Source organism: Kineosporia rhizophila, assembly GCF_021277265.1.
Classification (GTDB): domain Bacteria; phylum Actinomycetota; class Actinomycetes; order Actinomycetales; family Kineosporiaceae; genus Kineosporia; species Kineosporia rhizophila.
Genome location: NZ_JAJSOH010000005.1, coordinates 181,139 through 207,230, shown reverse-complemented (window position 1 = coordinate 207,230; position 26,092 = coordinate 181,139). Strand labels below are relative to the sequence as shown.

Below are 26,092 nucleotides of genomic sequence, written 5' to 3'. Positions count from 1 at the left end.
CAACGACCCCACCTGGAGCACCGATGAATACTGTGCACCCGCCGGAGCAGTACCAGCCCCGACCCGGCACACCGATGATCGGCCCCTACAGCACCAACCAGATGGACGACTTCTACGCGGCTCTCGCCCGCGGGGAGGCCAAGCCGTCGGGGCTGATGAACCTCCTGCAGCACCTGATCGTCGCCGAGAACGCCGCGCCGAACGCGCGCGTGCTCGACGTGTGCTGCGGCCGCGGGCTGGCCCTGCCGCTGCTCTACCGATACGCACCGACGATCGCCGGGTACGTCGGGCTGGACATCAGCAGCGACAACCTCGACGAGGCACGCGAGCGGATCAAGGACCTGAGCGCGCAGTACGGAGACCCCTTCCCGGTCGAGCTCATCCAATGCGACGTATCCGAGCCCTGGCCCGAGCAGCCCGGCGGACCCGATCTGGCCGCGTTCGACGTCGCGCTCTACACCTCGGCGCTGGAGCACCTGCCGTTCGAGCTCGGCGCCCAGAGCCTGCGCACCACGGCCGCGGCACTGGCCCCCGGGGGAGTGCTCTACCTGTCCACCCCGGCCGCCGTCGGCCCGCACCCTCGCCCCCTGCAGTACCGCGTTCACGTCTACGAATGGTCACGCGAGGAGATCCAGCAGGTCATCAGCGACGCCGGCCTGGTCATCGAGGACGTCATAGGCCTGCTCCCGCCCGACCCTCAGGTGCTGGCCACCGATCTCAGCAACCAGTTCGGCCCGGCCGCGGCCGCCTGGTACCAGCACCTGAGCGCCCGCGTCCCGAAAGCGCTCCTGGACACCGTTTCAGCCGTCGCCGTGCCCGACACCGCCACCGAACTTCTCTACGTCTGCCGGCGCCCAGCGTGAACGGGAAACGCGTTACACCCCAGCCGGAAGAGAACTCACCCGCTCCGCCCGCCGTACCGCTGTGGGTGAGTATCGAGGGCATCAACGGCGTCGGCAAGACTAGCGCGGCGAGAGCGACCGCGGCCGCTCTCGGCCCGGGATGTCTGCTGCTGGACGAGCTGACGGACATTCACGACGACGTCCTACCCGGCCGGGTCATCACGGCCCTGAACCAGAGCGGCGACCCGTTCCTGCGTAACGGCTACCCGGTCGTGGAGACCCTGGCTCTCCTGGCGCTCCAGGTCCGCAAGGCCGAGATCCTGGCCAACGAGCCGGCCTCAGCCGAGGTGATCATCGAGGACCGCGGCGTGGACTCCGTGGCCGTGTATCAGGCTGCTGTGCTGTGCTTTCCGGAACCGCCGTCGTCGCCGGCCCCGGCACAACCGCACGACTGCGCGCCGGAATCGACCACCCGGGCCATCCTGTCCAGCATCCGCGGCTGGCGCCCGTTCCCGGACCTGACCATCCTGCTCACCGATGACCCCACCGTGTGCGGGCGTCGCTTCGCCGACCGGATCCACCGTCCGCTCTCCCCTGCCGACACCCAGCTGCTGGTCGAGATCGACCGCCTGTACCGGGCTCTGGCAGCCGACGAACCCGAGCGCTACGTCGTGCTCGACGTGACCGGCACGTCGCTCCTGGACAGCGCGGAGGCTGTCCAGGAGACCGTCCGGGCCCGACTGCAACGACGTCACCAGCACCCACAACCCGACCCGACCGACCAGACCGATCAGCCCGACCGGCCTGTTCATACTGGTCATGGGCACCCGCACGATCGCGCGGACGGGCAGGTGGCCCGTGTCTCGTGACGTGACGCTGCTGTGGGGTCTGCGCTCACCGTGCGCTTTTGCCTGTCCCCACTGCTATTTCGGCACCATCGAAGAGCACAAGATCAACCCGCCGGACCAGGCCGGCGTGCTGTCGCACCTGTCCCGCAGCGACCTTCCCGGGGACGCGATCAAGGACTTCGCCCGCACGTTGGACGGCTCACCCGTCCAACGGGTCGTCATCGCCGGCGGTGAGCCACTGGACTGGCCCGGCACGCTCGAGGTCATCTCCCTGATCAAGGACGCCGGCTGCCAGGTCGTCATCGCAACCAACGCCATCCCGCTCACCCGCCCGGGCATGGCCCAGCGCCTGGTCGAGCTGGGCGTCGACGGCGTCTCAGTCTCGCTCGACAGCGCAGACCCCACGGCCAACGACCAGATGCGTCCCTCCCGCTCGGGACGCTTCGGCTACGACGACGTCCTGCGCGGCATCCAGACCCTGCTCCAAGCCCGCACCGACCAGGCAGGCCAAGCAGACCAGCCTGACCGGGTCGGCCCGCGCGTCGGGATCTACACCGTGATCACCCGGACCCGACCTCAAGAGATCACCGAGATGGCGCGGTTGGCTGCTGACCTCGGAGTCGACTACTACGTGCCGCAGCCGATCGCCCTGGCCCCCGAGCACGCACTGTTCGATCAGATGTCGCACCGTCCCGGAGACACCGTCGACGTCCGCGAGCAGCTGGAGACGCTCTACGCCGAGCCCTCGGGGGTGGCACTGCCCGACCCCTCCTACGTCCAACGATTCCTGGACGCGGTCACGACCCAGGACAGCGGGCACGTGCCCGACTGCTTCGGCGGAGCCCGCCTGTTCTTCATCCAGCCCGACGGATCGCTCTGGGACTGCCCCTCCGACCGCCGCATCGCCGCCACCGCACCCCAGCATCGGCGCACCATCCGCGGCGGCGACGCCCGCACCCTGTTTACCGAACGGCCAGCCTGCACGAACTGCTCCGAGTTCAGCCGTGACTGCGTGAACATGTGGCCGCTGGTCCTGGACATGCCCCGGCTCCTGAGCACGGAGGCCCGGCGATGACCTCTCCCACAGCTTCCGGCGAGGCCGGCGCGCTCACCGAACTGACCGACCAACAACCCGCCGGGCACCTGCTGAGTCAGGTGGCGGCGGTTCTGGCCCAGATGCCCGATCCCAGCGGCGGAGCGGCGGCCGACCACCTGGAGCATGCCCTGGCCGAGACGTTCGAGGTCCCGCACGCTGTGGCGCTCTCCTCCGGCACCGCGGCCCTGCACGCCGCGCTGTCGGCCTGCGACGTCGGCCCTGGCGACGAGGTCCTCGTGCCCGCCCTGAGCGTCGTGATGAGCGTGGCGCCCCTGGCCGCGCTCGGTGCGGTGCCGGTCTTCGTCGACAGCGACCCCTCCACCCTCGACCTGGACTACGACGACGCGGCCAGCAAGGTCACCGCCCGCACCCGCGCGATCATGCCGGTGCACCTGTGGGGACGCATGGGCGACCCGAGCGCTCTGACCCGGTTCGCCACCGAGCACGCCCTGGCCATCGTCGAGGACGCCGCCCAGGCCGCCGGTACCGCCCGCGCCGGCCACCACGCCGGAACGGTCGGCACCGCGGGGTGCTTCAGCATGAAGGACGGCAAGATCCTCTGGAGCGGGGAAGGCGGCTTCCTGCTCACCCGTCGCCGCGAGATCGCCGATCATGCCCGAGCCTTCCGCAGCCACTGGTTACCCGCACCACCCGGCCAGGCTCCCTTCAGCCGTCTGGCCACCAACACCCGCCTCGCCGCCCCTCTGGCCGCGATCGCCCACGCCAACCTCACCCGCTTCCCGGACCTGCTCCAGCGCCGCCGCACCCAGACCCGCCACCTCCAGCAGGCCCTGGACCAGGCGCCGGGCCTGATCCCGCTGACACCCGCCCCGCAAGCTGGCGACACCGAGCGTGAACCGTGGGCAGAGCAGTGGAACGGGTTCTCCCCGCTGCTGCACATCGACCTGCCCCGGCCCCGAGCCTTCGCCGAGCATCTGGCCCGGCTCGCCGTGCCGAACTCCGCCGGCACCTTCGGGCTGGTCGCCTGCGACACCCGCCCGTTCGCGCGCACTCCGCCGGGCCGACTCTGCCGGGGCGCCGCCGAGATCCTCGAGCACACCCTCGCTGTGATCCTGACCGAGCGCGACACCGACACCACCCTCCAGCAGTACGCCGACGTTATCCGCCGGGAGGCCACCACATGGGCCCGCTGACCGCACCCACCACCGAACCCGACCGGACGGACCGGAACACGAACGCGCACGCCTGCACCCGCGGCCCCCTGATCTCGATCGAGGGCATCACCGGCGTCGGAAAGACCTACCTCACCGACCGCGCCCTCGAAACGTTCGAGGTGACAGCCGTACTTCTGGGCTCGTTCTCCCAGCGCTCAGCCACGCCACCCGACCCGGCCCTGGGAAAAGCACTGCTGCGGGCCCTGCGCGAGGCCAGCACCGGCGACCCGTTCCTGCGCGGGGGCACCCCCGCCGCCGAAGCGCTGCTGCTGATGGCCATCAAACGGCACGACCTGGACACCGTCATCCCCGAGCTGACCGCCGGACGATGCGTCATCGAAGGCCGCAGCATCGACACCACCGCCGTGTGCCAAGCCCTCCAACTGCACCCCGACGACCCGGGCGCCGCCCTGAAGACCGCCACCGCCCTGCTCCAGCTCGCCCGCAGCTACCGGCCCCTGCCCGACCTCACCATCCTGGTCACCGACGACCCCGACCAGGCCATCGCCCGCAGCCAGCAGCGTGACCAGCGCGCCTTCACCACCGAGCAGGCCACGTTCATGCACGGCGCAGGCACGCTCTTCGAGCAGCTCGCCGCCACCGACCCCACCCGCTACCAGGTCCTCGACCGGCGCACCACCGACGAACACCAGGCCGCCGACCTGATCAGCGCATGGATCCACGCCATCCCCACGCCCCTCGTCTGCCTCAGCGAATCCTGGCAACAGCACCCCGCCCCGTGCATGTTCTGCGGCACCACCACCCCGGCACCCGCCCCACCGCCAGCACACCCGGGCCAGCCATGAGCGAGCCAAACGAAACCGACCCCGCACCGGCCTGCCTGATCTGTTCAGCACCCCCGACCGGGCCGGCCGGCGACGTGCGCTCGGAAGGTGGGGACGGATTCCTCACCCGCTTCGAGGCGGTGGTGTTCGACTTCGACGGAACGCTCGCGGACACCACGCCCGCCCACGAGCAGGCGCTGCGAACAGCGCTTCAGCCCTACAACCGCGACCTCGACAGCGGCTGGTACCGCGAGCACGTCGGCCTCTCCATCCACGACCTGCTGACCCAGCTGCCCGGCCACCGCCCGTTGTCGGACATCCAGGTCAGCGGGGTCATCGCGCGCAGCCGCGCCCATCTCCTGACGTCCGTGCACCAGATCGCCCCCTTCCCCTGCGTCCTGGCGCTCCTTCGCGCCGCCCGCCGGGAGGGGCTGCCCTGCGCGGTGGCCTCAGGAGCCAGCCGCCTGCTCGTCCACCCCGGACTCAGCGCTCTGGACCTGGTGAACGAATTCGCAGCTGTCCTCTCCCGCGAAGACGTCCAGAACGGGAAACCGGCCCCCGACCTGTACCGGGAAGCAGCCCGACGTCTCGGCATCCCACCACAGCACTGCCTGGCCGTCGACGACGCCCCGGACGGCCTCGCCTCAGCTCGCACCGCCGGTCTGCCCACCATCACCGTCCTCAACGGTCACCCGGTCACAACGCCGTCAACGGCCGCCTCCGGTGACGGCAGACCTCAGCCACCGCCCGGCCGGGCGCCTCAGCGCCGCCGCCCGCCCGGTACCCGCCCCGGGCCGAACACCCGTCCAACACCGTGCCGTCCCGCACCGGCAGACAGGGGAGCATGATGCCCGTCCTGCACTCGACGAAGAACCTGACCACCCTGACGCCTCCCTCCAGCGAACACGAGGGCGTCGGCGTCTTCGAGTACACCGACCACTACACGGTTTTCCACTACGGACGCATGCCGGACTCCATCCCAGGAAAGGGCGAGGCGACCTGCCGCATGGCGGCCTTCAACCTCCAACTGCTGGAGAAGGCCGGCATCGCGACCCACTTCCGCCGGTTCATCGCCCCCAACCAGATCGAGTTCGACCTGGCCCACCTACCCAACCCCGACCCGAACGCCGATGCGCCCACCCGGCTCGACGGCGGCTACCTCGTTCCCGTGCAGGTCATCATCCGTACCGAACTCCCGCAGGGCAGCTCGGTCCACCAGCGCCTGTCCACCGGACGACTCACACCGGCCGACCTCGGCCTGCCCGAGGTACCCGCGGTCGGCGAGACCCTTGATTCGCCGATCATCGAGTACGCGACGATGCTCGAGGACGTCAACCGATTCGTGCCCGAGCGCGAGGCACAGCGGATATCCGGTCTCAACGACGACCAGTTCCAGCAGATGCGCCACACCGCCCTCAGCGCCACCGAGGTGCTCGGCGCGCACGCCCGCTCCCTCGGCCTGCGCTACTGCGACAGCAAGGCCGAATTCATCCTGACCAGCGACCAGCGCCTCTTACTCGCCGACAGCCCCGGCACCCCCGACGAGGCCCGCCTGACGTTCAACGGCGTGCACTGCGGAAAACAGGTTCTGCGCAACTGGTACGTCACCAGCGGCCACGAAGTCCCGGTCAGCCAGCTCATCGCCCAGGGCGTACCGAGGGAGCAGTGGCCACCACCTCCATCGTTGCCCCCGGAGTTCATCCCGATCATGTCCGACCTCTACCGGTCCCTGAGCCAGACCTGGACCGGCGAACACCGCTGGGCCGTCCCCGACCTGGCCACCGCCACCCAGGCCGTCGCCGACACCATCAGCCGATGACGCCACCGCCCAGACCCCCGCACAGGGGAGCAGAGTGCGCCATGCTCATGACGAGGCAGCGGCCGCGCCCCGGCACCACCTGCACGGCACCTGCACGTCAAACAGACGCCGCGAGAACGGGGGACGCATGGGGCGCCTGACCGAAGATCCCGCCTTTCTGGCAACAACGTTCGTGGTCATCGACTTCGAGGCGACCACGCCCACGGGGTACCCGGCCCAGCCCATCGAGGTCGCCGCTCTGGCCCTGCGCCACCGCGGCGGGGCCTGGACGGAAGCCGGGCGCAGCACCTCGCTCATCAGGCCCCCGGACTTCGCACCGGTAACCCCGGACGTCACCGCCCAGAACGGACTCACCCCACACCTGCTACGCGACGCCCCGCACCCGGCTCAGGCGTTCGCCACACTGGACCAGCGATTCACCCCCGGCACCCCATACCTCCTGGTGGCCCAGCATGCCGCCACCGAGGCCAACATCATCTACAACCAGCGCGAGCACTGCCCCCGGTTGGCCCGCGTCGACCTGCTCGACACCATCCCGCTGGCCAAGCTGCTTATCCCCGGACTGCCGAACTACAAGCTCGACACCCTGCTGGCCCACTTCGGCATCATGCACCCCCTCGACCGTCACCGAGCCACGGCGGATGTCGACGTCACCGCGCAGGTGTTCCGCCACCTCATCGCCCTGGCCGACGAGAACACTCGCCCCGGCGACCTCGCAAGCCTGATGAAGAGAGCCGGACGCACGGCCAGGTGCAATATTCCCGTTCAGGACGAACTGTTCGGTGCCAACCTCGAAACCGAGGACGCATAGCCGCCCGAGCACGATGCAGAGGAAGGCATGAGCGTGAGCAGCAACGCAATGCATGAAACTGTTGTCGAGGTACCGTTCTGGTTCGATCCACTGTGCCCCTGGGCCTGGATCACCTCACGATGGCTGCTGGAAGTCGAGCAGGTCCGTCCCGTGCACGCCGAATGGCGGCTAATGTCGCTGGCCTACTTGAATCTGATCCAGCGCGAAGGAAAGGGCCTGAGCCCGCAGTATCGCGCGTTCATGGAAAATGCCTGGGGCCCAGTGCGTGTGTGCGCCGCTGCCAGCCAGAAGCACGGGCCCCAAGTCCTCGGCCCGCTCTACACGGCCATCGGGCAGCGACTGCACGTCCAGCGTCGCCGTGACGATCCCACGGTGATCCCGGAAGCCCTCGAAGAAGTGGGCTTGCCGAAGACGCTGCTCGCCGCTGCTGACACCAGTGAGTTCGACCCGGCCATCATCGGCTCACATCACGAGGCTTTCGACGAAGTTGGCCTCGATGTCGGAACGCCCGTCCTGCGCATCGCTGGCCGAGCCCTGTTCGGACCGGTCATCACGCCGGCCCCGCGAGCTGAAGCGGCTGGCCGCCTTTGGGACGGCCTGGTCCTGATCGCCTCAACAGAGGGATTTTTCGAGCTAAAGACCACCCGAACCGTCAAGCCTGACTTCACCTGAACCCTGAGCCGCGGACTCCCAATGTTGGCGTCAACGCCGAAACACATTGCCTGTGCGTTGAAAATGAGACGCGAAAACTTAGCAGCAGCCGCTTTGGACCCCAAGCGATGACCCGAACTCTTTGCCCACCGATCGGTCAAAGTCTGCCGCATCCTTGATTCGCATCCCTGGAGACCTGAGTGACGAACCAGCCCCATCGTGCCCGCATCGTCCCAGCTTCCGTACCGATGGTCCCTGCCGTGCACGAGGTCGCAGACCTACCGAAGAGCCATGACCGCCTGGACCAGCTCTATCCGGCTGGAGCCCTTGATCTGCCTGTAGCGCTGTCGGTGTCTGCTCCACGCAACCTGCACACACCGCGCGAGTACGCCAACCTCGATCCCCTGCTCTACCGCGATTACTACGGTACGAACATCCTCGCCGAACTTTCCGTGACCGGCGAGGAGGAACGAGTCGCCGTCATCGACAAGGCTTGGCCGCACAGCCTGAACGACATCATGCTGCTGGTCGCCAGCGACAGCCACCGCCGCACCCACGTTGAGCACATTCCCGACCCGGTGCTGGCTCGGCTGCTGAACGCGGCGCTGGCCTACACCGCGATGGCCAGCGACGAGCAGACCGTGCGCCGCTTCGACCTCGACGGCGGCCGGCTAACCATCGGCTGGAACTGCGATCCCACACGCGACCGTGACGGCGGCCAGTGGTGGGACAAGACCCTGCACTGGCACCTCAATCTCTATCCGCGCCAGACCCAGGCCGCTGTCACCACGACGCCGCTGCGCGACATCACGGACGTGAGTGTGCGCCATGCGCTCGTGGACCCGTTCTCGTACCTGGCGCAGCAGGTCTTACGCGAGGCGCTGGAGCATCAACTCCCTGCCCTGAAAGCCGGCCCCATTCTACCGGGCGACCCGCTACTGGACATCGAAAACCGTTATCCAGTGGGGCTAAAGATTCCATTGCCTGGCTGGGACTACCTGGGAACTCCGCAGTGCCGAGACCTTCTGCGCATGCTGCACACGACGACGCTTCATGCCTACCATCAGATCTCTTCGGCCCTTACTGACCACCCGGCCGTACCGGGCACTAATGCACGCGGAACGTACGGGATCTGGGAACGGCCGCGACTGCGCCTGCCGGCCGACGCAGAACAGCGCTTGGACCGAATCGAATGGCTGTCTCCAGAGACAGGATCCTCATTGCTGCGGGCACATGCCCTGCTGCGCGACGTGAGCCCACGCCAGATGCAGACCCTGCGCAGCAATCGGCACCTGGCAGCAAGGTTCCTCACCCTGGCCGGGCCCAGCTACAACATCACTTTCATGTCTCCAGACCCGACCGGCCTGGAATTTCACGATCAGGCGCGTGTGCTGCTGGTCTTGCAGCCCAAGGTTTTCAGCTACATCGGGCACACCCCCGCGCTGGGCACGTCCGTTGCCTCAATCATCAACCGACGCATTGGTCCGATCATGGGATCTGACCTGCTTGAGCACCGCAAAAGCCTGCAGCACGAGTTCCTCCACCGCGTGAGCACCACGCCCTGACCTCGGTACCCAGGTCAGGGCGTGGTCACCCCGAGCGCTTTTGCGTCCCTAATTGATCAGGCTGGTTCGCGCACGGCTCGGGCCATGCGGGAACCAATCCTGGCTTCGGCCTCGGCCAAGCCCAGCCACGTGGCTCCGGTGATCTCCGAGGCCTGAAGTGTGCCGATGTCACCGTTCTCTGTGGTCATCGCAAACCCGAAATCCAAGTGGTAGTGCTCCGGTTCGCCCTTATGTGGGCGGGCTGGGACTCGGCCGTACTCGACGTAAGCAGGCACCAGCGACGAGACCCGAATGCTGGCCGGGTCAACGCCGGTCTCCTCGGTGACCTCTCTGACCGCCGCGGCTATCAGAGAGGTGTCGTACGGCTCAGTATGCCCGCCCGGCTGCAACGTGATCCCGTACGAGAGGTGCTCGATCACCAGAACCTGACTTGCATCCCGGACCAAGAGACCACCCACCGTGACATGCATCCGGTAGTTGTACCGATCAGCGAATCCCCCACCTCCGCGGACCAACTCCAGCGGTTCCCGCAGGGAACTCTCTTCCTCGGGATAGACATCAAGGTAGGCCTCCAGTGCTCCCACGATGTCGGTGTCCTTGATCGACACGATGCTGCCCCCTGGCGGTCGGTAGTGGAACACTAACGAAGCGCAGCTCAGGGTAGCGGGTTAGGCCCGGCAGCCGCTGCGTATCTGGTGCCAGGAATATGCATAACCGTCCCAGGCGTTTTCTCGGGCCCAGCTTCAGCAGCCAGATCGGCTATATGTCGACTTCATTCGTGAACTGAGCTCGATTTTAAGCATGCCTCTCAAACGTGGCGGAATGTAGTCCTTAACGGAACGGACGCGACTTCGGACACCGGTGCGCACCGACGTTACCGTGGGAGATTTCCCGCTACGGTGAGTGCGTGGACGTTCTGCGCATCAACCTTGATCTCGGCCCGTCGGCATCACCGGCCGCCCTTGAGACGATGGTCAAAGCGGTCCGTGTCGCTGCCGAGGTCGGAACGACAGCGACGCTCATCTCGCTGAGGCGGACTGCCAAGGAACGCATGCGGTTTCCGACTGACTCAGAACTCAGCGCTGCCAGCGAACGCCTGCCAGGCGGCTCGGAGCTGAGCCTTTCCCACCGGGCTACCGACTTCCTTCGCTTCAGAACTCGCCTACGCGAGGAGTTCGGCGATTTGCCTCCGGAGTATTACTGGCGCCCCGGCTCACGACGGTTCGACGCGAAATGACTTGGACTGGTGGGCAACAACTTCGGCCGAATCGCAGAGGCTTCGCTGACGCCTTGGTGGTCGGCGATGGAGAGCGGGCTTGATGCCCTGGACCCCGAGCTGCATGCTGCCCTTGTTGGCGATGCGGTTGCACGACAAGCCCCCACACCGATTGCGGTCCGCGAGCTGACGTACAGGAACCCGTTCGGCGAGGAGCTGGCGGCTATCGGCACCGGAGCGGAGGCACTCAGCAAGACCGCAGGTGTTATCGAGACGACAGCAACGCTTGGCTCGCGTCGCAAAATGATGCGCGCAGAGGCCAAGCTGGCGGAGGAGACGGTCGACGACCGCATCGCGATGTCGCGCGTCGATCGCGAATTGCGACAAGAGGATTTGCGGCGCGTGCGGATTGAGAACGCTAAGGCGGAGCAGGAGCTGATCGCCCTACGGATTCAGAATGCCAAGGAACTCAGTGCGTTGTCCGACGCTGCCAAGCAGCAAGCCCTCGTTGAACGGCTAACGGTTAGCGGCCTGTTAGATGAAGCCGACGTGGTCGCCGCGCTGAGCCCAGCCGAAGCTGCTGCGCTCACCGAGTTCGCTGCGCATCCACCCGAGTTGGCGCGATCGTATGAACCTGATCCCGATGAACGGGGATGATTAGCGACCCAGGCGAAGCTGCATCGAAGGAGCGGGCGGAACAGCGAGGCGTACCGTCAGGCCGAGTTCGATCGTGAGTGGACTGGTCGGCAATCCGTATTATCCCGCCCCAGAAGCCGCTTTTCAACGTATGGGTGGTTCCCCGCATCAAATGCGCGTGACTGCGGGTTCTCTCCAGGCACTCAGCATGAAGGGTAGACACTGCTCCTCACCTATCGTCAACGCTCCGTCTGGATGGGGGCACCAGCGCTCGAAGTCCACGCTGCGGTAGGTGAGCGATCGTTGGATCCTCATGCCGAAAAGGTCGTGGTCGGTGTGAACGAGTAGGCGCGCGCCAGCACATACCAAGGCGATCATGAGGTAGTCAGCCGTAAGAGAGTTCGAGCCGTCCAGCGAGATCAATGCGGGAGCACCTGCTCCAAGCTGCTGGGCAGCGACATCAAGAACCTCCGGATTCTCACAAACATAGACTTCGGTTTCAGGCGGGACCGACCAGAAACCTTCGAGGGCATCGAAGGTGTAGGAGCCGATTCGTCCTGGAGGTAGGGCTGAGCGTGCTGGAACGTCCCCGGCTAGCGGCAAGTTCAAGGCATGCACCATCCTGCTGGTGCGGGCTTCTGGGTGAGCCTCCTGAAAGAGTCGCCAGAGCTGGGATGTTGCTGGTACCGGGACACCCGCGCTGGCACAGCGTGCAATCGACTCCAGGGCACGATCCCAGCTGGTTTGCCTGTTCGGCATCCAGCGGCGCTGGATGTCGACGAGCGCCGGCAGCGCATCGACGGTGAGTGCTTGGTCGTTCGGCACGTCGAGATAGAAGCCCTTGGTTGTCAGGTGGGCCGTAGAGTTACTGACGTGCTGCCAGTGGGCGATGTGCCGGGTGGCGTCGTAAAGAACCACGATCACCGGTATGGAGTAGGCCAGCCATCGAGCGCGCTCCGCCTTGCCGCCCCTGTAGCGCCACCTCGATCCATCCCTCAACTGTCGTGCTCTGGACTCGCCGGCCTTGATCTGCAGCGCTATCAGGCGACCGGTAGGTTCTCCATCGACGGTCTCCTCGATGATCGCATCGACCCCGAAGTCCGACTCGTATTGCTCGCGGAATTTCCACCCGAGGCCATGCGTGACGATGAGGCCTACGCCGTGAACACCCGTTCGTCCAGAGCGATCCGTGTCGTGAGGCATCTTGCCAGGGTAGGTGAGGATGACGTAGGCCAGTTCAGCTGGCCTGGTCGCAGCTGGCTCCTAATTCGGATGGAAGGATCACTGCTGTTTCACCCTTAGCTTCGGATCGCCAAGAGGATGAGTGCCCGAGTCAAAGAACTGTAGACGGTGCCCGGGAAGCAACTGCCTAATCCTCAGCTTCTCAGAGATGATCTCATCGGAGGTACTGTCTGGGCCTCGCCATATTGCGACAGCTATGTCACGCGGATCCCCCGTCTTTAGCGCCTCAACGATGTGCTGATCTTGAGCCGCCAGGGCGTGCCCGAAGACTACGGTCGGCGCCTCGTCACCTCTCAAGGACTTCAGACAGAAGGACAGATAGTTGGATTGCTTAATGGTTCGCAATTTGGCATCGGTTGTTCCTTCGCTAACGAAGAGAGGACGACGCGGACCGTCGGGACTGTACTCGGTAGGGACATCCAACAATCGCCCAGTTGCAGTGGTCCGCTTGCCGTTGAGTCCGGTCGCATCGTCTTGCCAGAGATGAAGCCCGCCATGCAAGTAGTACACGCGGGAAAGTGGTGGATGCTGAGAGCGGACGACTGTGTCCTCTGGATTGAATTGGCCCCCCGATGTCCAGAAGAAGTCCACGATATCGACGGAGTCGAAGTTTTGCATATGGCTCCAGTATAAGCAGAGGTCATAGCTTGTCGTGAAGACAGCGGAGTGGTAGTCCATTACTTGTGCAATCAATTCGGATGTATCGCCGGGAATAGCGCCCCAGGGGATGTGTACTTCTCTGACGGTATCAAAGAGGGCATCGCGCACTTCGGCGTACGTTTCATCCACTCGGTCCGTGGAGTCGCTCAGCGCGAGCAAGGTTATGCTGGCATGATGAAGACATTCGAGGCACTGCTCAAAGTTTGCTGTTCCTAATTGCGTGAAGATTGCTTCGGCGGGTTCGCTCAGGCGAGCTTTTTCTTTCAAGCTGCGATATCCGAAGCCTTCCCAGAGGTTCATGCTCAGTCCGTTGCCGAGCAGGAGAGTTGGCCACTGGCGTTGTGCGTCTAATTCATCCCAGTGCGAAAGCTCATCGTCGATGGGGGTGCTCACGTGTGCTCCTATCATCGGCCTGCTGTAAGCCGCCAGACCTTGGACAATCTAACCATTATTCAGTCAATCGACCCCGAAATAGACAACCTTAATATGGTTTCGCGGTGTCGAGCGCCAGCGCTCGCGCACTACCTGCGTAAGCGCGTAATCCTACGGCCTGAGGCTCATTGGCATGAGACACTTTGGCCATGGTGGCCCTGCGCTCACGCCGTCTTGAAGCCCTCCTTGGAGCCCCGTTGGAGCAGTTGCAGCCAACTCATGTCGAGGCACTCGTTACCGGAAAGGTGACGGAATCGCATGACCTGGACTTCAAGGCCGGCCTGTATGGAACGTCCGATGCGGATAAACGCGATCTTGCTGGAGATGTAGCTGCTCTGGCTAACACGGCCGGCGGAGTTATTGTGCTTGGAATCCAGGAAGGCGAGCATGCACAGGCGATTTCAGCCCCAGGCGTTGAAGTCAGCGATGCCGAAGTCGCGCGAATACGGCAGATCGTTGCAGACCGCGTCTCACCCATGCCCACCTTTGACGTCATCTCTGTGCAGAATCTCGTTTCTCCCGCAACATCACACGGCCCTCTTGCTCCATCCTTCTTGCTTATTGCTGTCCCGCGGAGTGCCAACGCGCCGCATGCTGTCATGGTCTCCAAGGCATTGCGCTATCCAAAACGAAACGGTGCAACGACCCGATACCTCTCAGAATCAGAAGTATTTTCCGCCTACAGAGAGCGGATCTCATCCGCCGCGCGCCAAGACAGCCGCCTATCTCTAGTAATGCGCGATGCGGAGAAGCGGATAGATCGAGATTACTCTGCATGGATGCTGTTGGGACTGGTCCCGGATCAGCCAGGAGACTTCCTGATTTCCGCAACTTCGGCTCAGGAATTTAGCGATCAAGTTATGGACAAACAGGCCCTGCTCATCATTCCTGGCATCCAGTTCTGCCGTACGAAGGTCGGTCGACGACGACTACTGGCAGACGGCACGCACAATACGCATCTCGCCCGGCATGCCAGCCTCGACCTTCATACCGACGGGGCTGGCGTGTTTGGCCTCGGCCTGCCACGACTTCGGTCCGAAGACCCGGTGAGGGTCAGAGGAGGAGAAGAACTCTCTAACCAGATCGACGAGCAACTACTCGCTATCGGCGTCCTGACCGGACTCTGGTGGCTAGCAGGCCATGCTTGCAACCGCGCCGCCACTGGGGGAAACGCACTAATACGCGCGGCGATCTTGCCGGCCGCCGGAGGCGAGCCGTTCGGCATTGAGCGATTTTCTCGATCCTGGGGCGAGCGGCACAGTCCTGTAGTTCAGGACGATGTCATCGAGGCCGAAGCTTTCGCTCAACTCGATGAATTAATTAAGCCAGGTCCGGAAAGTGTGGCTACTGCCGCCCAATTGCTCGATGAACTCAGTCAAGCATTTGGCTTGCCCGAGGCCGGGCAATTCACGCGGGACGGTCTCATACGAAGGCAAGGGTGGCAGGAGAGCTACATGGAGCAGGTTGGACCTTGGGCAAAGCGTCAGAATGTGTCGTTTACCGATCTGCCGCTGCCCTAGGCCGGAGCACCACTCGTCCGCCTTGAGGAAATCCTCACGAGAATGGAAGTCAGGAGAGAATCTCGGGCAAAGGATAGACAGCTGCCGGTTCAGCCGCGTTAGGGGCGAGCTCCTGGTGCTGGATGTCGTCGACCATCTGGGCCAACAGGCTGGCAGCGATGCCGACGAGGGCGCGCGCTTCACCATCGCGCCAGGGCTTTGTCTCCTGCTCATGGGTTGGGTGGTTGGCGTGACTGGTCAGGTTGAACAGATCCCCGACCAAGACGATCCAGCCCTCCTCCCTTGTCCTAGCGGTAGGGGGCTTGCTTCGGGCTGCGTTGAACCGGTTGACCGCCTCGTTCTGTGTCAAGGTTTCGATCCCGTCCGTGCGACGCACGATCTCGACGGCCTGGCGAACCTCTGCAACAGCTGCCTTGGGCAGCCCTTCCAGCAGCAACTGCCGAGCGGAAGCGACGTGCTGAACGGCATTCACATAGGTAGGGTCACCGGTCAGCGGCAGTAGAACCTCAAGAAAGCTACCTTTCTGGGCATGGCGCAGAGCCTTCAGCCAATCGCTGCCGGCCACGATGACATCAAACTGCCCGTTACGACTGCTCAGCCGAGGGACAGGATCAACTTCGAGGCGGGTAGCGGAGACTTCAAGCGTGAGTCTTAGGTCGCCGTCACCACGAAGCTCATCCACGGCCAGCACCTGAGAGTCGCTGATGTAACCCCGCAGCGGCACATCCCCGCTTTCGGAGCCAGGCTGCGGCAACCCTTGCGGTACGAGCTGGCACAGCAACCGGCGATCGTTCCCAGCCGGTCGGTCCACGAAAACGGTCACCACCACCTGGTACGGGATTGAACTCGCACTCTGGCTCCGCGTCCGCAGCTTCAACCAGAGGGTCACCTGAGCTCCACCCGCAGCAGGATGAAGTAGCAAGGGAGTGGTGGACGGTTCAACCACAAGGGTGTCGAGCGATCCACTACCGAAATCCAGATGCGCCTCAGCCATGGTCGAACTCTGCCAGGAACACCAGCGTCAATGCCGTTGCATTACATGCCTTCGCGCCGAGGACTCTGCCAAGCAGGGCCGCAGGCAACATAGCCAGCTCGTCGCCGGGCGTGTGAAACAACCTCAGTTCGTTCCTGAAGCTGGTGCCCGCAGCGCAGGCTGCTGCCCGTTTAGAACGGCGGTTCGGTGCTACTTGTCGTCTGGCGGTCGGACACCTGCAGCAGGTAGGTCACGGCGTTCAAGGCGGTGCCGATCGTCAACCGAGCGAGCGCCGGGTCAAGCCTGACCTCGCCACTTCGCCCATGCCCGGTTCCGACGCGGTTTCGGAGCCCAAACACCGCGTGAAGCTGGCTGGCCACGGATCCCAGAAGCTGCTTCAGCAACTGGGCATCCGGGTTGGATGAATCGACCTGCCCAGGGTGACGGCCGACCGAGCGCAGCGCCGCGTCGACAAGCGCGGGGCCTCGGCTGCCGGCTCCGGAACCTGCCTCACCCAAGATGTGCTTGCAGGCGCTCTCCACCAGATCCTTCGCGTGGCCGATAGCGGCAGGAAGATCGTCGCCGAGGTCGCGGTGAAGGCGCTCCAACTGACGGGCGATTTCGGTTAGATCCAGTTCAGCGGCCACCGCCGATACGCCTTCGAGCGAGGCGGCCTCAGCGAGATCGTGGGCGTAGAGAGCCCGGTGCAGGGACGGCTGGTACTGGGCTAGCCAGTTCGGTAGATCCAGATGCTCCTCGAGCAGCGGCAGCTTGTCCAGATACACGTCAACGGGCTGACCGACCACCGTGGGCCAGTCGTTGGGGTCGACCTCGCGGTGCCCTAGAAGTGCGGGAACGACCCCGTAGATGCAGGCTTCGTAATCGTCATCACCGAATCGCAGGGCGCGCAGGAGCCGGGTCTCGTAGATGGCGTCCTCGGTGTCGGTGACCAAGGCCAGCTCGGTCCACCGGCTGCTGTTCTCCATCTGTGCAAGCAGCGCGCGGCCAACCGCAAGCCTCAGCTGAGCCAAGCTGGCCGTTGGGCGCAGTCGAGACCCGAGCGGGACGTGGAGCACTGGCGAGGGAGCTTCAGCACGGGGCACGTCACAAAAGCGTATAGGGAGTCCGGCAAACCGGCTCGCACTGCCCACTGCCGCGACGGACCCAAAGCCCAACCGGGGGTCCATTGTGTCTAACGTCACACAGGAGATCCGTCTGCCCCCGGAGCTGGGGCACTGGGAGAGAATTTCTCCCGGACGAACATCGGACGGATGATCTTGGATCATCCGTCCGATGTGCCGCTGACCTGCGGCTTAGAGGTCGGGGTGACAGGATTTGAACCTGCGGCCTCTTCGTCCCGAACGAAGCGCGCTACCAAGCTGCGCCACACCCCGGTGGAGCGTCGGTAACTCTACCCGACAGGACGGCCAACTCTGAAATCGGATCCGGCCGACAGCGCGGGAAGAGACCGACGCCTCAGTTCAGCCGACTGCGGTGAGGGTCAGCAGCGTGGCCTCGGGGCGGCAGGCGAACCGCACCGGGGTGTACGGAGAGGTGCCCAGGCCCGCGCTGACGTGCATCCAGGCGTCGCTGGGGTCGGTGCCGTCGCCGGGGTAGCGGGAGACGCCCTTGGCCCGGGGGCGGTCCAGGTCGCAGTTCGTGGTCAGCGCGCCTACCCCCGGGATGCAGAGCTGGCCGCCGTGGGTGTGCCCGGCCAGGATCAGGCCCGCGCCGTCGGCCGTCATCGCGTCCAGCACCCGCAGGTACGGCGCGTGGGTGACGCCGATCGTCAGGGAGGCCGTGGGATCGGCCGGGGCGGCCACCTCGGCGTAGCGGTCGCGCTTGATGTGCGGGTCGTCGGTGCCGACGAACTCCAGCCGCAGGTCGTTGATCTTGAGCTGCTCGCGCCGGTTGTTCAGGTCGATCCAGCCGCCCTCGCGGAAGCCGTCGACGAGTTCGGAGGTGGGCAGCCGGTTGCCGTGGATGCGCTTCTTGCCGCCGTAGGGCAGCAGGTAGCGCGCCGGGTTCTTGGGCTTGGGGGCGAAGTAGTCGTTCGAGCCGAGCACGAACACGCCGGGCAGCTTGAGCAGGTGCTCGTGGGCCCGCAGCACGGCCGGCACCGCCTCCATGTGGGCCAGGTTGTCGCCCGTGCTGACCACCAGGTCCGGCTCGAGCGCGGCCAGCCCGCGCACCCACTCCAGCTTCTTCGTCTGGTTCGGCACCAGGTGCAGGTCGGAGAGGCAGAGCACGCGCAGCGGTGAGCTTCCCGCGGGCAGCACCGGCACGCTGAAGCGCCGCAGGGTATAGGCCCGCGCCTCGGCGAGCGAGTAACCGAGACCGGCGGCACCGACGGCCAGCGCGGCGAGAGGAAGCTTCACGGATGGGCGCATTCGGACATCCTCGCAGGTCCACCGGACCGCTTCGCCCGGTACGGAGAAGTAGGCGAGGGGCCGTGCGCAGGCACCGAACTGCCGCTGACAAACGTCCTCAAGGTATTTGGCCCCCGCAGAATGCCTGCACCGGCAATACTCTTCATCGGTCGAGACAACTTCATGACGACGGACATCGGCGCACGTCCGCTCCATCCACCACCCGGAGTGATGATGCGGTTCGGCGCTGTGTTCCCGTCCACCGAGATTCCTGCTGTCCCGGAAGAGATCGCGCGCTGGGCCACCGGCGCCGAGCAGTACGGGGTCGACCATCTGGTGCTCAACGACCACGTCGTCGGAGTGGGCCCGGTCGGCCGACCCGGCCGGAACGGCTACACCAGCCAGGACAAGTTCCACGAGATCTTCGTGCTGCTGGGCTATCTCGCCGGTCTCACCACCTCGGTCGAGCTGGTCACCGCGGTCGCCGTGCTGCCGCAGCGGCAGCCCGTTCTGGTGGCCAAGCAGGCGGCCGAGGTGGACGTACTCAGCGGAGGCAGACTGCGCCTGGGCGTCGGGGTGGGCTCGAACCCCGTGGAGTACGAGGCTCTGGGCGAGGAGTTCTCCGACCGTGGGGCCCGCATTTCCGAGCAGATCCGGCTGCTGCGCGCGTTGTGGGCCGACCCGGTCGTGACCTTCCACGGCGACTGGTACGGCGTTCACGAGGCGGGCATCAACCCGCGTCCGGTGCGGGGCAGTGTGCCGGTCTGGATCGGCGGCGAGTCCGAGCGCACGCTTCACCGGATCGGAGCACTGGGCGACGGCTGGTTCCCGCAGCGGATGCCCGACCAGGAGAGCGCCGGGCTGATCCGGCTGATCCGGGCACGGGCCCACACCGCCGGCCGGGCGGTCTCCGACATCGGCATCGAGCCCACGCTCGACCTGGCCCGGGTGCCCCGATCCGGCTGGACCTCGTTCGTCACCGGCTGGGCCCGGCTGGGGGCGACGCACCTCTCGCTGAGCACCGGCGGGATGGGCCTGGGCGACGTCGACGAGCACCTCGGCCTGCTCCGGGCGGCCCTGGGGATCTCCCGGGCGGCCCTGGCCGGAGGTAATTGATGCGGGTGTCGCTCTTGACTGATGCGAGGATGGCCTCATGTCCGACTCCTCGACCGGCCTCAAGGCCCGCCTGCGTTCCGACCTCACCACTGCGATGAAGGCCCGCGACGCCATCCGTTCCAGCACCATCCGGATGGTCATGACCGCGGTCAAGGCCGAGGAGGTGTCCGGCACCGTGGCCCGTGAGCTCTCCGAGGAGGAGGTCACCACGGTCCTGAGCCGGGAGGCCAAGAAGCGCCGCGAGGCCGCCACCGCCTACGACGAGGCGGCCCGGCCGGAGCTGGCCGAGAAGGAGCGCGCCGAGCTGGCGGTGCTGGCCGACTACCTGCCCCAGCAGTTGTCCGAAGAGGAACTGAAGACGCTGGTGGCCGAGGAGGTCGCGAACGCGACCGCGAGCGGCAAGTCGGGTAAGGCGGCGATGGGCCTGGTGATGAAGGCCGTGCGCGGCCGCGTCGCCGGCCGGGCCGAGGGCGGCCGGGTCGCCGCCGAGGTGAAGGCCCAGCTCGAGGCCTGATCACCGCACGAACAGCGAAGGCCGGGAGTCCGTACGGACTCCCGGCCTTCGGCGTTTCCGGCTGGCTCAGGTCACGGGTTCGGGTCGAACGGGTTGTCGGGGATCGAGGGGATCTCGATCTCGCCGTCGCCGTTGTCCTGGTCGCCGTCCTGTTCGGGCTGTTCCTCACCCGGGCCGGAGCTCAGGTAGAGGGTGACGGTGCTGCCGGTGCTGGTCCGGCCGGAGGGGTCGGTGCGGGCGACGGTGCCGGCCGGCTGGTCGGACGTCTCCGGCTGATCGCTCTGCTCGACGGTGAAGCCGGCCTGCTCCAGGATGCTGCGGGCCTCTTCCGGGCTCTTGCCGACCACGCCCGGGATGTCGGACATCGGGGTCTCGAGCAGGCTGCTGTCGGCCTCCGGGAAGTCCTTGACCTCCGTGCCCTCCAGCGCCTTCTCCATGATGTCCTTCCAGATCGGCGCCGCGAACGTCCCACCGTAGACGTTGCCGTAGTAGCTGCCGCCGATCGTGATGCCCTGCATGTTCTCGCGCTTGCCGTTAACGAACTCGGGCCCGACCCACACCGAGGTGGACAGCTGCGGGGTGTAGCCCACGAACCAGGTGTCCATCGAGTCGTTCGTGGTACCGGTCTTGCCCGAGGCCTTCTGGCCGCTGGAGAGCGGGCCGGTGCTGCGGGCCGTGCCGTTGATCAGGGCCCGGCTCAGGCCCAGGGTGGTGGTGTTGGCGACCTCCGGGTCGACCGTCTGCTTGCAGTTGGTCTTCGGGATCTTGACCTTCTTGCCGTTGCGGTCCTTGATCGAGGTCACCACGATCGGCGTGCAGTATTTACCGCCCGAGGCGAACGTGGCGTAGGCGTTGGCCATGGTCAACGGCGACTGGTTGATCGTGCCGAGCACGATCGAGGGGATGGTGTCCGGCAGCTTCGTGGTCTTCTTGCCGCCCACCTCGACCGGGGCCGCCTGGTGCATGCCCAGGGCCTCGGCCATCTCCCGCACGTCGCACAGGTCGAGCTGCTGTTCCATCCGGATGTAGGCGCCGTTCACCGAGTTGGCGGTGGCGTCCCAGACGCTCATGTTCCCGTTGCCGCTCTCGCCGCTGGAGTTCTGGAAGTTCCAGATCTCGCTGGACTGGAGGTTCGAGCCGCAGCTCTTGAACGAGTTGACCGGCACGCTGCCGGCCGAGCCGTTGATCGAGGCGTTCAGCGAGTGCCCGGCCTTGAGCCAGGTGGCCAGCACCACCGGCTTGAACGTGGAGCCGGTGAGGAAGCCGGAGGAGCCACCGTACTTGTAGTCGGTGGAGTAGTTGATCGTGGTGTTCTTCCGGCCCTTCTTGGTGCTGTAGTACTTGTTCTGGATCATCGACAGCACCTTGCCGGTGCCCGGCTCCACGGTCACCGAGGCAGTGGCCACGTTGCTGGAGTCGTTCGGCGGGATCGCGTCCTTCACGGCCTTCCAGCCGGCCTTGAGGATCTTCGGGTCGAGCGTGGTGCGGATCGTGTAACCGCCGCGCTTGAGCGCCGCCTCCCGGTCCTCCACGGTCTTGCCCAGCGCCTTGAAACCGTTGCCCTTGGTGATCACGTTGTAGACGTAGTCGCAGAAGTACGCCCGGACGCCGGCGTTGGCGCAGCCCTGGTAGGTCGGGGTGATGTTCGGCTTCAGTGGGGTGTCGACCGCCTCGTCGTGCTCGGCCTGGGTGATCTTGCCCTGCTGCAGCATCTTGGCCAGCACGGTGTTGCGGCGGTTGAGCGCCTTCTCCTGCTGTTCCTTCTTGGCGATGTTGTACTGCGGCGGAGACTGGATCATCCCGGCCAGCATCGCCGCCTGGGGCAGGGTGAGCTTCTTGGCGCTGGTGCCGAAGTAGTACTTCGCCGCGGCCTCGACCCCGTTGGTCTGCCCGCCGAACCAGGCGATGTTCAGGTAGCCCTCGAGGATCTCCTGCTTGGACATCTTCTTCTCGAGGGCGGTGGCCAGCCGGATCTCGCGCAGCTTGCGGGAGTTGGTCTGCTCCTCGGCCGCCTCGTAGGCCTCCGCGTCGCCGGCCGCGTGCGCCGTGTCCTTCAGGGTGTTCTTCACCAGCTGCTGGGTGAGCGTGGAGGCGCCCTGCGAGACCCCGCCGGAGACCTGGTTGGCCACCAGCGCCCGCAGCAGGCCCTTGGTGTCGACCCCGCCGTGCTCGTAGAACCGTTCGTCCTCGATCGCCACGACGGCGTCCTGCATGTACTTCGAGATCTGGTCCAGCTCGACCGGGTCGCGGTTCTCGTCGTAGAAGGTCGCGATCAGCGAACCGTCCGAGGCCAGCACCCGGGTGCTGGCCGAGACCTGCGTGTTCTCCAGCTCGCTGGGCAGGGCGTTGAACGCGTCGATCGCGCTGTTGGAGGCCAGGCCCGTGGCGCCGATCGCGGGGACCGCGAGCCCGGCCGCGAGAACGCCCGCCACCAGACTCGTCACCGTGAAGGCGCCGAGCAGACCCAGGACATTTTTGGGGGTGGGTGCCGGCGACATGCTCGCCACCTTAATACGGCGTCCTGTGGCCACTTTCCCGCTCCTGGACAGGGACAAAGCGGTTGTCACGCCGATGTCCGGCGGCCCTCAGCACGTCGCGCCGCGGTTCGGGGGCCGGCAGGTGCCGGAGCTCACTGGCCTGGCGCTGCACCGCGAGGGCCGAGACGTATTACTTGTTGCTCTGCGTGACTCGACCTTGACGCATCCGAATGATTCGAACCCAGGATCCTCGGCGGGTCATATGACTTCCTTAAGAGCCCGAAAGGGTGGCGTAACGAAAGCGCCAGTAGGAACGATCGTCAGTGCAGAGATGTCCGGGAGGGGCAAGTTGAACTTTGCGCGCGGAATGTTCGCTGGTCAATGAGCTGTGACGGACGGGTCGGGTCAATGACGACGCGGTCACTCAGAAGCACTGCCAGGCAAGCGAAACGATCTCTCAATCCGGCACTATCTGTAGTGAAACGGTTGCACAGAGTAACTCATCGTCACTTCGGCCGATACCGATTCATCCATCCGGCCCTTATTGGCGTTGTCGTTGCTCACCTACCGTCATCGGCAGAGGGGTTCGGCTCGGGGGTGAGCGTGGATCCACGGGGGTCCAGGGAGGGCCGAGGGAAATGAGTGTGACGGTGAACCAGTGGGCAACTCAGGGTGCTTGCCGCAAGAGCGACCCTGATGCACTGTTCGTCCAGGGGGCGGCACAGAACCGGGCCAAGTTGGTCTGCATGTCATGCCCGGTGCGGACCGAGTGCCTTTCGGACGCTCTGGATCACAAGATCGAGTTCGGGGTGTGGGGCGGGATGACCGAGCGGGAGCGCCGTGCGCTGCTCCGCCGTCGCCCGAACGTGCAGTCGTGGCGTCGGCTGCTGGAGACCGCGCGTTCCCAGCAGGTCCGGATCATCGACCTGCTGAACGAGGAAGCGGCCGTCAAGGTCGGCTGAGTCCGGCTGGTCCGGCCTCGTCACCGCCTGCCCGGGGGAGATCTGCGGATCTCTGCCCGGGCGCCGCGGTTTTGGTGGTGCTCAACAAGCAGTCAGCGAGTGGTCAGCGGGAGTAGGCCGGTTCGTCGGCCCCGGCCAGATCGGCCCCGACCCCGCGCAGACCGGTCAGATCGTGCACGTCCTGGGGCCGGGCCGGCACCCGGACCACCGCAACGTGGGGGTGCGCCTGCGTGAACCGGCTGGCCACCGACTTCTCCCGCTCGCTCAGCCGCATCCGGTCGGCGTGGATGCGCAGCAGCCCGGCGGTGAGGGCGTGCTCCTGGGCGTCGTCCAGGTCTTCGGCCGCGGTCAGCGCGCGCTCGGCCGAGAGCCCCTCGGCGGGCCCGGTGTGCACCCGGTTGAGCACCAGCCCGGCCAGCGGCATGCCGTCGCCCTCCAGTCGGTCGACGAAGTACGAGGCCTCGCGCAGGGCGTCCGGCTCGGGCGCGGCCACCACCAGGAAGGCCGTGCCGGGGGCCTGCAGCAGCCGGTAGGTGGCGTCGGCCCGTTCGCGGAAGCCGCCGAACATGGTGTCCAGCGCGGCCACGAAGGTCTGCACGTCCTTCAGCACCTGGGCGCCCAGGATCTTGGTCATCAGGCCGGTGGCGGTGCCGATCGCGGCCGACATCATCTTCAGGTAGGCCCGGCCCCCGGCCTTGGCCGGGGCCCCCAGGATCCGGATGAACCGGCCGTCCAGGAACGAGCCGAGACGCTGCGGGGCGTCCAGGAAGTCCAGGGCCGAGCGGCTGGGCGGGGTGTCGACCACGATCAGGTCCCAGTCGTGCTCGCCGGCCTCGGCCTGGGCCCGCAACTGCCCCAGCTTCTCCATCGCCATGTACTCCTGGGTACCCGCAAAGCTGCTGGAAAGCGCCTGGTAGAAGGGGTTCTCCAGGATCTGCGCGGCCTTCTGGGGCGGGGCGTGCCCCTCGATCACCTCGTCGAAGGTGCGCTTCATGTCCAGCATCATCGCGTCCAGCGTGCCACCGGAGGAGGCATCCACCCCAGCCACCGGACGGGGGGTGTTGTCCAGCTCGGCCAGGCCGAGCGACTGGGCCAGGCGACGGGCCGGGTCGATGGTGAGCACCACGACGCGGCGGCCGCGTTCGGCCGCGCGCAGCCCTAGCGCGGCCGCGGTGGTCGTCTTCCCGACCCCACCGGAACCGCAACACACCAGCACCCGGGTGCGCGGATCGTCCAAAAGCTCGTCGATGGCCAGCGTCGGGGCGGCGCTCATGCGGCGCCCTGCTCGCCCAGACGCCCGGCCAGCTCGTAGAGCGCGCCGAGGTCGATCCCCCCGGCCAGGGCGGGCAGTTCGTAGAGAGGACGGGCCAGGGCCAGCAGTTCGGCGCGTTCGGTGTGCTCCATGCTCACCCGCGCGCCGTGACCGGCCGCCTCTTCCAGCAGCGCGGTGGCCAGTGCGGCGTGCGAGGTGTCGTTACCGGTGGCCCGGGAGCGGCGGCCGAGCCCGGCGGCGGCCAGCCCGGCCAGAACCTCGGACCGGTCCAGCTCGCCCTGGGTGGCGGCGGCCAGGGCGGCGGGGGGCAGGAACGGCTCGCGGACCATGTTCACGAACACCCCGCCCACCGGCAGCCCGATCGCCTCGAGTTCGGCCACCGCGTCGGCGGTCTCCTGCACCGGCATCTCCTCCAGCACGCTGACCAGGTGCACCGCCGTCTGCCCGGAGCGCATCAGGGTCATGATCGAGTTGGCCTGGTTGCGGATCGGGCCGACCTTGGCCAGACCGGCCACCTCCTCGTTGACGTTGAGGAAGCGGGTGATCCGGCCGGTCGGCGGGGCGTCCAGCACCACGGCGTCGTAGACCGGGCGCTCCACGTCGGGGGTGGCCCGCCCGCCGCGCACCGTCTCCCGGCGGCGGACCGCCTCGTAGACCTTGCCGGTGAGCAGGACGTCCCGTACCCCGGGGGCGATCGTGGTGGCGAAGTCGACGGCGCCGATCCGCTCCAGCATCCGGCCGGCCCGGCCCAGGCGGTAGAACATCTCGAGGTAGTCCAGCAGCGCGGCCTTCGGGTCGACGGCCAGCCCGTACAGCTCACCGCCGCCGGGCGCGACCGCCACCTTGGTCTCCTCGTAGGGCAGCGGCGGCAGGTCGAACAGCCGGGCGATGCTCTGGCGCCCCTCCACCTCGGCCAGCAGCGTGCGGCGGCCCCCGGTGGCCAGGGCCAGCGCCAGGGCGGCGGCGACGGTGGTCTTACCGGTGCCGCCCTTGCCGGTCACGATGTGGAGCCTGACCCCGGGCCAGTCGGTCTCCCGGGCCTCGGCCGCCAGCTCCGCGACCGAATGGGCCGGGCGCTTACGAGAACCCTGCGATGCCACGCCACCAGGT

The 26,092-nt window shown here is 66.3% G+C and carries 25 protein-coding genes and 1 tRNA gene; 16 read left to right on the top strand and 10 right to left on the bottom strand.

Annotation, left to right across the window (positions count from 1 at the left end):
• Nucleotides 1–23: 23 nt before the first annotated feature.
• From LWF15_RS11055 to LWF15_RS11010, 10 genes are all read left to right on the top strand, one after another.
• Complete coding sequence (locus LWF15_RS11055; protein ID WP_232810350.1) at nucleotides 24–863, top strand: class I SAM-dependent methyltransferase; 840 nt, start codon at nucleotides 24–26, stop codon at nucleotides 861–863.
• 65 nt (nucleotides 864–928) lie between these two features.
• Nucleotides 929–1,711, top strand: coding sequence for a dTMP kinase (locus LWF15_RS11050; RefSeq protein WP_232810349.1), 783 nt, complete (start codon nucleotides 929–931; stop codon nucleotides 1,709–1,711).
• Nucleotides 1,701–2,765 carry a radical SAM protein gene (locus LWF15_RS11045; RefSeq protein WP_232810348.1) on the top strand — a complete coding sequence of 355 codons (1,065 nt, stop codon included), beginning with the start codon at nucleotides 1,701–1,703 and terminating at the stop codon, nucleotides 2,763–2,765. The genes LWF15_RS11050 and LWF15_RS11045 overlap by 11 nt, the downstream gene beginning before the upstream one ends.
• Nucleotides 2,762–3,940, top strand: coding sequence for a DegT/DnrJ/EryC1/StrS family aminotransferase (locus LWF15_RS11040; RefSeq protein ID WP_232810347.1), 1,179 nt, complete (start codon nucleotides 2,762–2,764; stop codon nucleotides 3,938–3,940). The genes LWF15_RS11045 and LWF15_RS11040 overlap by 4 nt, the downstream gene beginning before the upstream one ends.
• The gene (locus tag LWF15_RS11035) at nucleotides 3,928–4,767 is read left to right on the top strand and encodes a dTMP kinase (RefSeq protein WP_232810346.1); all 840 of its coding nucleotides are present in this window, start codon (nucleotides 3,928–3,930) and stop codon (nucleotides 4,765–4,767) included. Before LWF15_RS11040 ends, LWF15_RS11035 begins: the two co-directional genes overlap by 13 nt.
• Entirely contained in the window at nucleotides 4,764–5,594 is an 831-nt protein-coding gene (locus tag LWF15_RS11030) for an HAD family hydrolase (protein ID WP_232810345.1), read from the top strand. Before LWF15_RS11035 ends, LWF15_RS11030 begins: the two co-directional genes overlap by 4 nt.
• Nucleotides 5,594–6,565, top strand: a complete 972-nt coding sequence (locus LWF15_RS11025; protein WP_232810344.1) for a phosphoribosylaminoimidazolesuccinocarboxamide synthase — start codon at nucleotides 5,594–5,596, stop codon at nucleotides 6,563–6,565. The genes LWF15_RS11030 and LWF15_RS11025 overlap by 1 nt, the downstream gene beginning before the upstream one ends.
• Before the next feature lie 127 nt (nucleotides 6,566–6,692).
• A complete protein-coding gene (locus tag LWF15_RS11020; protein WP_232810343.1) occupies nucleotides 6,693–7,376 on the top strand; it encodes a 3'-5' exonuclease in 684 nt (227 codons plus the stop codon).
• Between the two features lie 48 nt (nucleotides 7,377–7,424).
• Nucleotides 7,425–8,048: a mycothiol-dependent nitroreductase Rv2466c family protein gene (locus tag LWF15_RS11015; protein WP_269809996.1), complete on the top strand. Its 624-nt coding sequence runs from the start codon at nucleotides 7,425–7,427 to the stop codon at nucleotides 8,046–8,048.
• Nucleotides 8,049–8,287: 239 nt separating this feature from the next.
• Entirely contained in the window at nucleotides 8,288–9,592 is a 1,305-nt protein-coding gene (locus LWF15_RS11010) for a hypothetical protein (protein ID WP_232810341.1), read from the top strand.
• Nucleotides 9,593–9,648: 56 nt separating this feature from the next.
• Here LWF15_RS11010 and LWF15_RS11005 read toward each other — a convergent pair whose 3' ends face one another.
• On the bottom strand, nucleotides 9,649–10,200 hold the full coding sequence (locus tag LWF15_RS11005) for an NUDIX hydrolase (RefSeq protein WP_232810340.1): 552 nt from the start codon (nucleotides 10,198–10,200) through the stop codon (nucleotides 9,649–9,651).
• A 299-nt stretch (nucleotides 10,201–10,499) separates the two neighbouring features.
• On the opposite strand from LWF15_RS11005, the gene LWF15_RS11000 reads away from it, so the two are divergent.
• Nucleotides 10,500–10,829: a hypothetical protein gene (locus tag LWF15_RS11000; protein WP_232810339.1), complete on the top strand. Its 330-nt coding sequence runs from the start codon at nucleotides 10,500–10,502 to the stop codon at nucleotides 10,827–10,829.
• A 9-nt stretch (nucleotides 10,830–10,838) separates the two neighbouring features.
• A complete protein-coding gene (locus LWF15_RS10995) occupies nucleotides 10,839–11,465 on the top strand; it encodes a hypothetical protein (protein ID WP_232810338.1) in 627 nt (208 codons plus the stop codon).
• 147 nt (nucleotides 11,466–11,612) lie between these two features.
• Here LWF15_RS10995 and LWF15_RS10990 read toward each other — a convergent pair whose 3' ends face one another.
• Both LWF15_RS10990 and LWF15_RS10985 read right to left on the bottom strand, forming a co-directional pair.
• Nucleotides 11,613–12,647, bottom strand: coding sequence for a DUF4365 domain-containing protein (locus LWF15_RS10990; protein ID WP_232810337.1), 1,035 nt, complete (start codon nucleotides 12,645–12,647; stop codon nucleotides 11,613–11,615).
• 78 nt (nucleotides 12,648–12,725) lie between these two features.
• Entirely contained in the window at nucleotides 12,726–13,739 is a 1,014-nt protein-coding gene (locus LWF15_RS10985; protein ID WP_232810336.1) for a DUF4917 family protein, read from the bottom strand.
• 188 nt (nucleotides 13,740–13,927) lie between these two features.
• Here LWF15_RS10985 and LWF15_RS10980 point away from each other — a divergent pair, with 188 nt between their 5' ends.
• A complete protein-coding gene (locus LWF15_RS10980; RefSeq protein ID WP_232810335.1) occupies nucleotides 13,928–15,298 on the top strand; it encodes an AlbA family DNA-binding domain-containing protein in 1,371 nt (456 codons plus the stop codon).
• 49 nt (nucleotides 15,299–15,347) lie between these two features.
• Here the strand turns inward: LWF15_RS10980 and LWF15_RS10975 are convergent, their stop codons facing one another.
• From LWF15_RS10975 to LWF15_RS10960, 4 genes are all read right to left on the bottom strand, one after another.
• Nucleotides 15,348–16,292, bottom strand: a complete 945-nt coding sequence (locus tag LWF15_RS10975; protein ID WP_232810334.1) for a hypothetical protein — start codon at nucleotides 16,290–16,292, stop codon at nucleotides 15,348–15,350.
• A 170-nt stretch (nucleotides 16,293–16,462) separates the two neighbouring features.
• Nucleotides 16,463–17,458, bottom strand: a complete 996-nt coding sequence (locus LWF15_RS10970) for an abortive infection family protein (RefSeq protein ID WP_269809953.1) — start codon at nucleotides 17,456–17,458, stop codon at nucleotides 16,463–16,465.
• Between the two features lie 133 nt (nucleotides 17,459–17,591).
• Nucleotides 17,592–17,665 (bottom strand) — tRNA-Pro (locus LWF15_RS10965).
• A gap of 87 nt (nucleotides 17,666–17,752) precedes the next feature.
• Complete coding sequence (locus LWF15_RS10960) at nucleotides 17,753–18,661, bottom strand: metallophosphoesterase (protein ID WP_232810332.1); 909 nt, start codon at nucleotides 18,659–18,661, stop codon at nucleotides 17,753–17,755.
• Nucleotides 18,662–18,874: 213 nt separating this feature from the next.
• Between LWF15_RS10960 and LWF15_RS10955 the strand changes: the two genes are divergently transcribed.
• The gene (locus LWF15_RS10955) at nucleotides 18,875–19,756 is read left to right on the top strand and encodes an LLM class F420-dependent oxidoreductase (protein WP_232810331.1); all 882 of its coding nucleotides are present in this window, start codon (nucleotides 18,875–18,877) and stop codon (nucleotides 19,754–19,756) included.
• A gap of 37 nt (nucleotides 19,757–19,793) precedes the next feature.
• Nucleotides 19,794–20,270: a GatB/YqeY domain-containing protein gene (locus LWF15_RS10950; protein ID WP_232810330.1), complete on the top strand. Its 477-nt coding sequence runs from the start codon at nucleotides 19,794–19,796 to the stop codon at nucleotides 20,268–20,270.
• Between the two features lie 71 nt (nucleotides 20,271–20,341).
• Here the strand turns inward: LWF15_RS10950 and LWF15_RS10945 are convergent, their stop codons facing one another.
• Nucleotides 20,342–22,768: a penicillin-binding protein gene (locus LWF15_RS10945; protein ID WP_232810329.1), complete on the bottom strand. Its 2,427-nt coding sequence runs from the start codon at nucleotides 22,766–22,768 to the stop codon at nucleotides 20,342–20,344.
• A 617-nt stretch (nucleotides 22,769–23,385) separates the two neighbouring features.
• Here LWF15_RS10945 and LWF15_RS10940 point away from each other — a divergent pair.
• Nucleotides 23,386–23,709 carry a WhiB family transcriptional regulator gene (locus tag LWF15_RS10940; protein ID WP_232810328.1) on the top strand — a complete coding sequence of 108 codons (324 nt, stop codon included), beginning with the start codon at nucleotides 23,386–23,388 and terminating at the stop codon, nucleotides 23,707–23,709.
• A 103-nt stretch (nucleotides 23,710–23,812) separates the two neighbouring features.
• Here LWF15_RS10940 and LWF15_RS10935 read toward each other — a convergent pair whose 3' ends face one another.
• Nucleotides 23,813–24,982 carry an ArsA family ATPase gene (locus LWF15_RS10935; RefSeq protein ID WP_232810327.1) on the bottom strand — a complete coding sequence of 390 codons (1,170 nt, stop codon included), beginning with the start codon at nucleotides 24,980–24,982 and terminating at the stop codon, nucleotides 23,813–23,815.
• Nucleotides 24,979–26,034: an ArsA-related P-loop ATPase gene (locus tag LWF15_RS10930; RefSeq protein ID WP_269809994.1), complete on the bottom strand. Its 1,056-nt coding sequence runs from the start codon at nucleotides 26,032–26,034 to the stop codon at nucleotides 24,979–24,981. Before LWF15_RS10930 ends, LWF15_RS10935 begins: the two co-directional genes overlap by 4 nt.
• Nucleotides 26,035–26,092 lie beyond the last annotated feature (58 nt).